This is a genomic window from Mesorhizobium sp. M7A.F.Ca.CA.004.04.2.1 (assembly GCF_004022825.1).
Lineage (GTDB): Bacteria > Pseudomonadota > Alphaproteobacteria > Rhizobiales > Rhizobiaceae > Mesorhizobium.
The window spans coordinates 1-12631 of sequence record NZ_RZPH01000053.1 but is presented as its reverse complement, the minus strand read 5'-3'; the positions used below and the strand labels follow the sequence as shown (position 1 = coordinate 12631).

Here is a 12631-nt window from a genome sequence, read left to right as displayed (position 1 = left end):
GACGCTGGAGGACGGCGTGCTCAACCCGAAGATCCTGCTCGGGCCGCGCCGCCTGGTGCCGCTGGCGCTGGCCGGCATGGCGCACGGTACAGCTGTCACCTCCGAACTCGAACGCCAGCTGCGGGCGCCCAATCCCGGCCGCATGGACGGCCGCTTCGCGGTGCGCACCGGCGTGCCGGACCGGCTCGCCGCAGGCCTGACCGGCGCCGAAGCCAAGCTCTACGAGCTGATTGGTGCCGTGCCGCTCGCCGTCGACAGGCTTTTGACCTCGAACGCGCAGAACGCGACGCTGAACCGGCTGGTGTCGCGCGGGCTGGTGCATGTCGCCGGCTTCACCCCGTCGGACGCTGCCCACGTGCTCGGCAAGCAGGCGAACTGGGATCCCATCGCCGCGCGCCTCGGCGCCGAACTGTTCGCCCGCAAGCGTGACGGCCGTGGCCAGAACATCGCAGCTTCGCCGGAAGCGATTTCGGAACGGGTGCTGGTGACGCTGACGCGCTGGTCGGCCGAGTATATCCTCGAGACCGCCTTTGCCGAGGATGGGCTCGATGGCGCGTCGACGGTGGCGCATGCCTTGGTGCAGCGCGCGGTCGACGCCCATCCCGGGATTGCCCGCCTGAGCGTTGCGCTCGACCGCCCGGTCATCGGCCTCGGCGCCTCGGCGCCGCTGCACTATGCCGGGCTGCCGCCGCTGATCGGCAACGACTGCGTGGTGCCCAGGGATACCGATGTCGCCAACGCGCTCGGCGCCGTCGTCGGCCAGGTCAGGGTTTCGGCCGAGGCGCGGGTCAGCCAGCCCATGGAAGGGCTGTTTCGTCTCGCCTCGGGCGAGACCGTGCGCGATTTCCTCGACGAGGCGACAGCGATCGCGGCGGCCGAGGCCGATGTCCGCGCCATCGTCGCGGAGCGCGCTATGGAGGCCGGCACCGACAGCGCCGAGATCGACGTCGCCACCGAATTCCGCGTCTCGACCGTCGAAGCCCAGCGCATGTTCATCGAGGCGCATGTGGTGGCGGTGGCCTCGGGAAGGCCAAGGATTGCGGTTTGAGCGGGGCGGCGAAATACGCCACCTTCACCCTAAGCTGAATTGACCCGGCAAACCTGACATGCCAAAGGCCCGCAAAGCCTTTCATCTGGAGTAGCCTGATGACCGACCGCATCGAGATCGCCGGATTGCGGATTGCCCGCGAGCTGCATGAGTTCGTGGCCAGGGAAGCGCTGCCGGGCACGGGCGTCGAAGCGGACGCCTTCTGGAACGGTTTTTCGGCCATCATCCATGATTTGGCGCCGAAGAACCGGGCGCTGCTGGCAAAGCGCGACGCCATCCAGGAACAGATAGACGGCTGGTATCGCGAGCATGGCGCGCCGGTCGACATGGAGGCCTACAAGGGCTTCCTGAAAGAAATCGGCTATCTCGTTCCCGAAGGCCCGGCCTTCAGCGTATCGACCGACAATGTCGACCCCGAAATTGCTGATGTTGCCGGACCGCAGCTGGTCGTGCCGGTGATGAATGCGCGCTATGCGCTCAACGCCGCCAATGCGCGCTGGGGTTCGCTCTACGACGCGCTCTACGGCACCGATGCCATCCCCGAAACGGATGGCGCCGAAAAGGGCAAGGGCTTCAATCCGGCGCGTGGCGCCAAGGTCGTTGCCTGGACGAAGACCTTTCTCGACGAGGCTGCCCCGCTCACCCTAGGCAAATGGGCCGGCGTCAATGGTCTGTCGCTGGCGCAAGGTGCCTTGCGGCTGAGCGCCGGCGCCGGCTCGACGACGCTGGCCGACCCCAGGCAATTCGTCGGCTACCGTGGCGACGCGGCCAATCCCGATGCGGTGCTGCTGGTGCGCAACGGCCTGCACATCGAGATCGCGATCGACCGCAACAACCAGATCGGCCGCACCGATCCGGCTGGCATCGCCGATGTCATCCTGGAATCGGCGCTGACCACCATCCAGGACTGCGAGGATTCGGTCGCGGCGGTGGATGCGCCAGACAAGGTCGTCATCTACCGCAACTGGCTCGGCCTGATGAAGGGCGATTTGGCGGAAGAGATCACCAAGGGCGGCAAGAGCTTTGTCCGCAAGCTCAATCCTGACCGCTCCTACACCGCGCCCGCCGGCGGCACGCTGACCGTGCCCGGCCGCTCGCTGATGCTGGTCAGGAATGTCGGCCACCTCATGACCAACCCGGCGATACTGGATCGCGACGGCAACGAGGTTCCGGAAGGCATCATGGATGCGGCGATGACGGCGCTGATCGCGCTGCACGATGTAGGGCCGAACGGCCGCCGCGCCAATTCCCGCGCGGGCTCGATGTATGTCGTGAAACCCAAGATGCATGGGCCCGACGAAGTCGCTTTCGCCGTCGAGATCTTCGACCGCGTCGAAGCGCTGCTCGGTATGGCCAGGAATACCATCAAGATGGGCATTATGGATGAGGAGCGGCGCACCACCGTCAACCTCAAGGAGGCGATCCGCGCCGCAAAAGCGCGCGTCGTGTTCATCAACACCGGCTTCCTCGACCGCACCGGCGACGAGATCCACACCTCGATGGAAGCCGGCCCGATGATCCGCAAGGGCGACATGAAGCAGGCCGCCTGGATTTCCGCCTACGAGGCGTGGAATGTCGACATCGGGCTGGAATGCGGCTTGGCCGGCCACGCCCAGATCGGTAAGGGCATGTGGGCGATGCCGGATTTGATGGCGGCGATGCTGGAACAGAAGATTGCCCACCCCAAGGCCGGCGCAAACACTGCCTGGGTGCCGTCGCCAACGGCGGCGACGCTGCATGCCACGCACTATCACAAGGTCGACGTCCACGCCGTGCAGGCGGCGCTGAAGAACCAGCCCAAGGCGAAGCTCGACGACATCCTGTCGGTGCCCGTGGCCGTGCGGCCGAACTGGTCGCCCGAAGACGTCCAGAAGGAACTCGACAACAACGCGCAGGGCATTCTTGGCTATGTCGTCCGCTGGATCGACCAGGGCGTCGGCTGCTCGAAAGTGCCTGACATCAACGATGTCGGCCTGATGGAAGACCGCGCCACATTGCGTATTTCCTCACAGCACATCGCCAACTGGCTGCACCACGGTGTGTGCAGCGAGGACCAGGTGATGGCGACGATGAAGCGCATGGCTGACATCGTCGACCGCCAGAACGAGGGCGACCCGCTTTACCAGCCGATGGCGGCCGATTTCGCCAAGTCGATCGCCTTCCAGGCCGCTTGTGACCTGGTCTTCAAGGGCCGCGTCCAGCCCAATGGCTACACCGAGCCGGTGCTGCACGCGCGGCGGCTGGAACTGAAGGCGCAGCAGAGCTGAATAGGCCAGTGTCGTGTATGGGCGGCGGGTTTTCGGCCTGCTTTCTCCGGGGTGAGGCGTCAGGGAGCTGTATGGTCCAGGAGCCGGATGGTGGGATCGCGACGGTGTTCGGAGTTGACCCGATCGACGCCTTCCACCGTAATCGCGATCGTCCCGTTTTCCACTCTTGCTATCCAGGCCTTCGCTTTCAGATACCAGAGATGAAATTCGAGATGCTCTCGCGGACAGCCTGATAAGCGTTCGAGCTCCACATCTCCGATCCCGGGATTGCTGACGTCGTGCCGGCGCTTCGCGTAAAGCAGCGACAGCAGCCTGGCCTGGATCACGACGTCACGCTCGATGCCTTTGGTGTTGCTGGCTTCCTCGGTCAATTCACGGCGAAGGCCGGCATGGTCCCTGTACGCGATGTCGTATTGTGCGCGTTTGACCGGATCCTTGAGCGTATTGTGGGCTTCCACGATTTCACTGAAACGGGCTTCATCGCCGGTTTCGCGATTGTCTGGATGATAGCGCATCGCAAAATAGCGAAATATGCGCTCCAGCGTTTCCGAATTGGCGTTCGGGCTAACTTCCAAAACTTCGTAGTAGTCAATGAACATAGCGGGCTCCCCGGCCACACCATATTCGCATTGTCTAAATAAGGAATGTCAATGCGGAGGCCAGGACCTTGGTCCGACGCCGATGACATCCACGCTTTCTGGAAGAGGAAGAAAATGGCCGGCGTCCGGTCGGTGGGGGCCGTTGGGTGGTGAGGACGCCGGCCAAGCGGACAATCAGGTCCGCCGCACCGTGGAGATGATCGATTCGCGGAGGCCGGGTTATGGCGTGATCGCGGAAGGCAATGTGGCGAGGTCGGCTTGTCGGCGGACCTACGCCGCCTGCGCCATCCGCTCCGAGCTCATGCGGTAGGAGATCGCTTCGGCCAGATGGATTCGGCCGACGGTTTCGCTGGCGTCGAGATCGGCGAGCGTCCGCGCCACCTTCAGCACGCGATGATAGGCCCGCGCCGAAAAGGCGAGCTTTTCGCTGGCGTCCTTGAGCAGCGACAGGCCGGCGGCGTCCGGCATGGCGATCTCGTCGATGACCGAGGGCGCGCAATGCGCGTTGGTGGTGGCGCGGGTGGCGCCGAGCCGCTCGAAACGTTCGCGTTGGATGGTGCGGGCGCGTGCCACACGCAGCGCCACATCGGCACTTTTCTCCGCCCGGTCGGGCCGGATCAGGTCGCTGGCCGAGACCGCCGGCACTTCGATCCTGAGATCGATGCGGTCGAGCAGCGGACCCGAAATGCGCGCCTGATAGTCGGTACGGCAACGCTCGCCGCGCAGGCAGCGATAGCCCGGCTCGCCGGCCATGCCGCAGCGGCACGGGTTCATCGCCGCCACCAGCTGGATACGCGCCGGATAGGTGACGCGATGATTGGCTCGCGCTATCATGCAGTCGCCGGTCTCCAACGGCTGGCGCAACGCATCAAGCGTCTGCGGCGTGAACTCGGGAAACTCATCGAGGAACAGCACGCCGTGATGGGCCAGCGACACCTCGCCCGGCCGCGCGCGGATACCGCCGCCGACCATCGCCGCCATCGAGGCCGAGTGGTGCGGCGCCCGGAACGGCCGCCGGTCGGTCAGCTTACCTTCGCCGAGCTCTCCTGCCACCGAGGCGATCATCGAGACTTCGAGCAATTCCTTCGGCGCCAGCGGCGGCAGGATCGACGGCAGCCGCTGCGCCAGCATCGATTTGCCGGATCCCGGGGGTCCGATCATGAGCAGATTATGCCCACCGGCGGCGGCCACTTCCAGCGCCCGCTTGGCGGTCTCCTGGCCCTTGATGTCGGCGAGGTCAGGCAAATCCAGAGCGGCGGCATGAATGCCGGGCTCGGGGCGCGACAGCACCTGCGTGCCGCGAAAATGATTGGCGATGGCGATCAGACTGCGCGGCGCCAGAATGTCGAATTCCCGACCAGCCCAGGCCGCTTCCGGCCCGCATGCGAACGGGCAGATCAGGCCCTTGCCCTCGGCATTGGCGGCGATCGCCGCCGGCAAGGAGCCGGCGACCGCGGCAATCGTGCCGTCGAGCGACAATTCTCCAAGCACGACATAGCCGGCCAGCATGTCGCCCGGAATGGCGCCAAGGGCAGCCATCAGGCCAAGCGCGATCGGCAGGTCGTAGTGGCTGCCTTCCTTCGGCAGGTCGGCCGGCGCCAGATTGACCGTGACTTTCTTCGACGGCATCGACAGGCCGGAAGCATGCAGTGCGGCCTGCACCCGCTCGCGGCTTTCGGCCACCGCCTTGTCGCCCAGGCCGACGATGTGCATGTTGACCTTGCCGGGCGCGATCATCACCTGCACGTCGACCGGCACGGCCTCGATGCCCTGAAAAGCGACCGTGCGAACCCGCGCCACCATTTCTATGCCCCCGGATATGCTGCGTGCCTAAGCCTACACGGCTAGGCGGCCAACGACATCGCCCAACACAAACATAGATTTCTGGGATAATCAAGAACAATACAGGAACAAAACCACCGCAGCTATAAATGCTATTCCGATCAACCTGAAACGCAGGTTGATCTCCGACCAGACATTGCGCCCTGCCACAGATTGCCACGGACTTGTCGCCCGCTGCAAAATGCACCGTCTAGCCGTCGCAGGATGGATCGACGTAACATCATGTTGTCGGAAAACTGCCGGCAGCCATGACCATGGGTATCCAAAGTACGTCCGTCATTAAGATATCGGCGGCGGAAAACTGTCCATCGACAAGCCACTCACGATGCGCCAGCGCAGCCTCGACTTGTTTCAAGCGCTGGAGCATCCAAGATTCGAGGAGGTTATTCTTGTCATTGGACATGCCAACGAACCACTATGGGCCCGTGGTCATGTCAATCGAATTGATTGCGGCAGCCACGTCCAAGGGCATTTTGGGCTGAGCTCGCCGTTGACCGATTGCTCTGAATTAAGCCTAGCCTTCTTCGCGCTCGTGGTCGGGTTCTATACAGCTCCGAACTGCCCCGAAGGCAGTCACAACGTTACGCTCGGGCGCCTCACTCTCATCGAACCTTCTCTCGACTTCCCAGCGAGGAGTGACGTCATCAGATTGGCCACGTCAGAACGATCCTTCATTTGCTCTAGCAATGACCCTAGTTTGCTATCATCGACAACGCCACGGGCGTAATAGCTCAAAACGAGCGCGCCATGCCACAAGCTGCGATCGCGACCGTCTACGCGGTCTGACTCTAGTATACCGACGATGCGCTCTTTCTGATCGGCATCAAACTGCGGCTTCCAATACGCCCGCGGAAACCCGACCACCCTTCCCAAAAAGAAGCCGGCAAGACTCGCTATAGAGCCGTCTAAGAAGTATAAGTTAGCAACAAGTTCCAAAGTACCTACCTTTGGTCTGATTGTTGTCTCACGATCGTGTAGAAGGGCTCTGGCCCAAAGCGCTGCCTCCGTATTATCGGAATCTTTGGACAAAATATATTGCTCTACCAAGGTTGCTGTGTCGTTGTCGGACCAGATATTTAGCGTCTCATGTGTCGAACTCCATATATCTCCCGAAATAGCAAGAAAATTTCTGCGGATTTCTTCGCTGTGGGTGCCTTTTTGAAGGCAATCCATCACTTCTCGATGGGCATCAGCCGCAACTGCATGCCGATTGTGTAGCCGCATAGCTGCGATAACCGCGTAAGTATTCCTCAGCCACAGCGACTCGGGTTGGAAGCCTTGTGTGTACAGTTGCCAAGCTTTCTCCTCAAACTCGATACCATACGGTCCTATTGCCAGAGTTCTCCACAGATCGGAATCATCCCGGCAACCTTTGGCGAGGAGTGCAAGAACTTCCAAACTTTTACTGAGGGTATCGGGGGACGCTTCGGCTTCTTCCGCAAGGCTCGTTAATAGTAGCTGGACTGCATTTTCTAATTTAATAGGCCCCATATCATCGTCGGAGCGAATCCTGTTGGCGATGGCCTTTTGAGCCAGTGTGTTCAATCTCACCAACAGCGGCTCTGCTTGCTTGCGAGCAAGGACTGCAGCCATAGGTACGACTTCTTTCCATTCCTCCCCTTCGAGATAGCGATTCAAAGGGGTCAGCGGTGTGTCTCTGCTCGTGTAACCCCTATAGTGGCCCTCAACTGCGGCAACTGCGGCTAGATATTCCTGGAATGTCAAATGTCGAAACTGATAAAATGGGACCGTTTTGTGCCCGTCTTTCTGAAGCCCGGCTTCAACGAGGAGACTGGACCTCAGCTCAACGCGCTTAACGAAGTCGTGCGGCGTGTCCCTTGCGTATCTCGTGATTTGGGGCACGTACTTCCGCGCGGCTTCTAATAACTTGATGAGTTCATGTTCTGTGGCCGTTTGCTTGCCCTGCTTATGTAGCTCAAACGCGACGTAGGCGAGTTGCGGAACTGCTTCCTTGACGTTGAGCGCCTCGTGACCCTTGATATTCCAAGTATCGAGGAGAACCTCCACCGCCCTGTCATACAAGCTCACTCTGTCGGGCGGGAGTCGTCCTGCTCCGTGCTTGACAACCAACAACATAGTCAGAAGCAGCGGGTTTTCCGCTAGTCTGCGCAAAGCACTGGATTGCATGATCCTAGCAGTTGTTTCGGCGGCCTCGGCCAAGGCTTCTGGTTTGTCGCCAGCCATGAGCTTGTGCCAATAATCGCAAAGTAATGCTATAGCCTCTTCGCTAAGGGGCGCCACGCGCCAGCGTTGGCAGAACCGCGCAAGCGTAGGAGCAATGAGTGCAAAGCCTGCTTCTCTGCTGGTTACGACAAGTCGGATCTTCGGATAGTCTTCTAGGAAACGCTCAAGGTGTTCGACAAAGGTAGTCCTATGGGCATCAACGTGGATTTCGTCTAAGCCATCTACCAATAATATAATATTTCCCCGACGAAGCATCGGAACAATGGCATCCCAGAAGTTGGACAAGTTCGTTTGCCCGGTGATCTGTGATAACTCGTTAAGAATTGTTGGGATTGGTTTTTGGATGTGGTCTCTCCACTCTCGACAGCGAATCATCACCGGAAAAAGCGTCACATCGGGCAGTTGGTCTCTGCTCAGCTTTCGTCGTTTCGGTTCGGCGTAAGCAACAGCCAAACGTTTCAGGAGCAGTGTCTTGCCGCCCCCTGGAAATGCCAAGAGCGCAATTCGCCTATTATCTCTGAACGCTTCACCAAACGTTTTGCCTCGCCCATCAGACTCCTGCCACTCAGATAGCTTTTGTTCTCGCTTGGGGTCGGTCAGCGGAAATTCAGGTGGAATAGGCACCACGTCCAACGGAACAAATAAGCGTTCGAGATCAAACTTCCGCTGTGCGGTGTCCATATCGGCACGCACCCCCTCTATCGTCATTTGACCGCAGTCACGAATGAGGAAGGTGCGATAGGCATCAAGGCATTGCGCTTCGTCAATTAGAGAACTTGAGGTGCGCTTGGGTTTCCTCTTTGCAGCCTGAACGTCGGCGACGATTTCCAAGAGTTTGGCTGGCAGATCGGCATGGTTAGGGTACGAGATAGGGTCGACGAACCCCTGCCAAGCTTGATCCTTCTTGCGCGGGCCGTAGTCCTTCTCTGTAACGAATGCATAGTGGAGCGGTGGGGCACCACCAATGTTCGTGCGGCACCAATTTATTAGCGCACTAAAGTTTGGGTCGGAAAAAGTGTCGCCACATCCAACAAAAAGAAGCTGACCGAATGAAGACAAAGATCGCTGGATGAGGGATCGCACTTCGCTAGTTAGTGTTGCGGTATAGTCGCGAATACCAAGAATGCAGGAACCGGGAACGTCCCATTTGCCATGAAGATGCAAAATGCCTGGATGATCTCGCTGCATCCAACTAACTACCTGCGAGGTGTCAGATAGTGTAATTCCTGGAAGGTCAGTCGCCTGTTCAAGTAACGTGTCGTAATTTAGCGTAGCCAACGGTATATTTGCGTCTCTGAGTGAGCGGATAGCTTCAGCCATCTTGCCGGTACCGCATTTCTCTCCAAAAAATAACTCTTGTAGCCAGCGTTCATACAAAAGCTTATCCGCACCTTGAAGCTTTTGAGTAACAAATTCGGCGGCTGCCAACATGTCATCGATGTCATCGGAGCCGAGGGTCCGGGCCCAACGCCGTTCTTGATCCTGGGTGATGCGGCCTCGTGCGCGTGCATATGACAAGCCCGTCTCGATCAGGCCTCGCCAACTGTGATGTGGAGCTTCAGCGGCCGCTAGGGCGCGACTGACGCCCGTACCCATGATAGCTACCAGTTTCCCTTTGTTCGCCGCCTCTTTAAGTACAGCTAACCCAGTCTTTGACATTCTTCCCCCAAATTCAGAACGGGAACACAAAAGAGGCGGCACTAGTTCTTGAGCAATACACAGGTCGCCTATGACTTGGATAGTGGCAACACTGGCGATCGCGGGGGATCAATCGCAAACCACTCGCTGTGGGCACTAGACCCTTTGACGTTTTGACGGAAGCGTACCCGACATTTGCCAAGTAGTTTTTGCATTCGGCTGCCTCGCGGCCTGCACCCGCTCGCGACTTTCGGCCACCGCCTTGTCGCCCAGGCCGACGATGTGCATGTTGACCTTGCCGGGCGCGATCATCACCTGCACGTCGACCGGCACGGCCTCGATGCCCTGGAAAGCGACCGTGCGAACCCGCGCCACCATCGTGCAACCCCAATTCAGGCTGGCCCCAGCCCCTGCGATCAGGCCAGGAATGGCCCGCCGGGAAGACAATCACACTTCCCCGGTCAAATCAAGAACATTACGGGAACGCATGACCGCTTGGGTTGCAGCGGAATTGAGCGCGGTTGCAAAAACGGAACATGGTTAAGACAAAATGAAAACGGCTTACCCGCGCTTTCCCTCGACCGCGTCCCAGAACAGGCTGGCGATGTCGGCGCCGCCGAAGCGTTTGACCTCGCGCACGCCGGTCGGCGAGGTCACGTTGATCTCGGTCATGTAGTCGCCGATCACGTCGATGCCGACCAGGATGAAGCCGCGCTCCTTCAGCGATGGGCCGATGCGGGCGCAGATCTCGCGTTCGCGCTCCGTCAGTTCGGTCTTTTCGGCGCGGCCGCCGACATGCATGTTGGAGCGGGAATCATGCTCGGCCGGCACCCGGTTGATGGCGCCAACCGGCTCGCCGTCGATCAGGATGATGCGCTTGTCGCCCTTGCGCACGTCCTTGAGATAGCGCTGTACGATGTAGGGTTCGCGGAACATCTGGCCGAACATTTCCAGCAGCGAGGCAAGGTTGCGGTCGGCCTCCAGCAGATGGAAGATGCCGGCGCCGCCATTGCCGTAGAGCGGCTTGACGATGATGTCGCCGAACTCCTTGCGGAAGGCGGCAACTTCGAGCGGATCCTTGGTGATCAGCGTGTCCGGCATCAGGTCGGCAAATTCGGTGACGAAGATCTTTTCCGGGCTGTTGCGCACCCAGGCCGGGTCGTTGACCACGAGCGTTTTCGGATGGATGCGCTCCAGGATGTGCGTGGTGGTGATGTAGTTCATGTCGAAGGGCGGATCCTGGCGCAGCAGGACCACATCCATCTCCGACAGGTCGGTACGCACCTTCTCGCCCAGCGAATAGTGGCTGCCCTTCTCGTCGCGCACCTGCATTTCCTCGATGCGGGCAAACACCTTGCCGTCGCGCAACGAGAGCCGATCCGGCGTGTAGTGGAACAGCTCATGGCCGCGCCGCTGCGCTTCCAGCGACAGCGCGAACGAGGTGTCGCCGGCGATCGACACGGTGGAGATGTGGTCCATCTGGACGGCGATTTTCAGCTTCATGGCGGGTCTCCGGCGGCTCGGATGGACGACTGTCTTGCCTGTACAGGCTCACTGCCCGTCTGCCAATCGCGACATTCCTGGGATTGGCATCCGACACCCGAATGCGCTGCTTTCATCGATCCTTCGAAACAGTCGCGGTTGCCCCTGGAAAATCGATTTCGCGATACGTTTCCTAAAGGGTTTGCTGCCAGTCTGAAAATAAATTCCGACGTCACAAAACAGGGACACCGATGCAAACTTCGTTTGGCACCGGTCAGGCAAACAGGGAGAGCACGGATCTGGCATTCACAGATCCGTTGACCGGGCTTGGCAACCATCGCCGCTTCTTCGACAAGGTCGATCGCCTGATCGCCGACCGTGCCGACGATCCCGCGCCCTTTACCGTCGGCATTCTCGACCTCGACGGCTTCAAGCCGATCAACGATCTGTTCGGCCACAAGGCCGGCGACGACATCCTGATCCAGGTGGCGATGCGGCTGCGCGCCTCGATGGACGGCCATTCCACGGTCTGCCGCATCGGTGCCGACGAATTCGCCTTTCTCTATCCCCTGGTGTTCAGCGAGGATGCAGCGGCCGAAAAGTCGCGCATGCTGATCGAGATCCTGTCGGCGCCCTATGATGTCGGCGAACGCACCGCCAGGCTTTCGGCCTCGGTCGGCTGCTCGCTGTTCTATTCGGGCGACGAGACCACGGAAATCCTCATCAATAAGGCCGAGACGGCGCTCTATCACGCCAAGCGTTCCGGCCGTGGCCGCGTCGTCGTCTACACCCGTGAGATGGAAGAGGCGGCCAAGCGCGTCACCCGCATCGAACAGGCGCTGCGCCGGGCTGTCTCGGCCGGCGAGGTGGAGCCGCATTTCCAGCCCATCGTCGACCTCAACACGCGCCGCACCATCGGCTTCGAGACGCTGGCGCGCTGGACAGATCGCGACCTCGGCTCGGTGCCGCCGACCGTCTTCATTCCCATCGCCGAGGAGCGCGGCATCATCGGCCCGTTGTCGCAGCTGGTGCTGCGCAAGGCGACCGAAGCGGCCAGAAGCTGGCCGAAGGACCTGTTCCTGTCCTTCAACCTGTCGCCATCGCAGCTCGTCGACCAGAACACCGGCCTGCACATACTGGCGATCCTCGATCGCACCGGCTTCGATCCGCGCCGGCTGGAGATCGAGATCACCGAGACCGGCCTGATGAACGACCCGGCCTCTGCCGCGCAGATCGTCGAGGATCTGCGCCGCGTCGGCATCCGCGTCTCGCTCGACGATTTCGGCACCGGCCAGTCCTCGCTCGGCCGTCTGCGCGAATTCCATTTCGACAAGCTCAAGATCGATCGCGCCTTCGTCTCCTCCATTCTCGACGACCGTCCCTCGGAGCACATCATCCGCGCCATTCTCGCAATGTGCGAGGGGCTCGGCATGGACGTCGTCGCCGAAGGCATTGAGCAGGAAGCGCAGGCCGACCGCCTCGTCCAGTTCGGCTGTGCCGGCGGGCAAGGCTATCTCTTCGGCAAGCCCCTCGATGCCGACGCCCCGCCC

7 protein-coding genes and 2 pseudogenes are annotated in these 12631 nt (G+C 60.6%); 3 read left to right on the top strand and 6 right to left on the bottom strand.

Annotation, left to right across the window (positions count from 1 at the left end):
- A pseudogene (locus tag EN893_RS04470) lies at nt 1-1048 on the top strand (hydantoinase/oxoprolinase family protein); the annotation flags it as partial.
- 98 nt (nt 1049-1146) lie between these two features.
- Entirely contained in the window at nt 1147-3315 is a 2169-nt protein-coding gene (locus EN893_RS04465; protein ID WP_127269223.1) for a malate synthase G, read from the top strand.
- A 59-nt stretch (nt 3316-3374) separates the two neighbouring features.
- Here the strand turns inward: EN893_RS04465 and EN893_RS04460 are convergent, their stop codons facing one another.
- From EN893_RS04460 to gshB, 6 genes and pseudogenes are all read right to left on the bottom strand, one after another.
- Entirely contained in the window at nt 3375-3914 is a 540-nt protein-coding gene (locus EN893_RS04460) for a J domain-containing protein (RefSeq protein WP_127269222.1), read from the bottom strand.
- A 270-nt stretch (nt 3915-4184) separates the two neighbouring features.
- Nucleotides 4185-5717, bottom strand: a complete 1533-nt coding sequence (locus tag EN893_RS04455; protein WP_127269776.1) for a YifB family Mg chelatase-like AAA ATPase — start codon at nt 5715-5717, stop codon at nt 4185-4187.
- 259 nt (nt 5718-5976) lie between these two features.
- A complete protein-coding gene (locus tag EN893_RS04450; protein WP_127269651.1) occupies nt 5977-6159 on the bottom strand; it encodes a glutathione binding-like protein in 183 nt (60 codons plus the stop codon).
- A 170-nt stretch (nt 6160-6329) separates the two neighbouring features.
- The gene (locus EN893_RS04445; protein ID WP_164751138.1) at nt 6330-9392 is read right to left on the bottom strand and encodes an SIR2 family protein; all 3063 of its coding nucleotides are present in this window, start codon (nt 9390-9392) and stop codon (nt 6330-6332) included.
- A 432-nt stretch (nt 9393-9824) separates the two neighbouring features.
- Nucleotides 9825-9977 (bottom strand): annotated as a pseudogene (locus tag EN893_RS39980) (ATP-binding protein); the annotation flags it as partial.
- A gap of 183 nt (nt 9978-10160) precedes the next feature.
- Nucleotides 10161-11102 (bottom strand): glutathione synthase, encoded by a 942-nt coding sequence (gshB, locus tag EN893_RS04435; RefSeq protein WP_127266732.1) that lies wholly within the window; start codon nt 11100-11102, stop codon nt 10161-10163.
- Between the two features lie 230 nt (nt 11103-11332).
- On the opposite strand from gshB, the gene EN893_RS04430 reads away from it, so the two are divergent.
- Nucleotides 11333-12631 (top strand): EAL domain-containing protein (locus EN893_RS04430; protein ID WP_128361419.1); only part of this gene is annotated, 1299 nt, incomplete at its 3' end.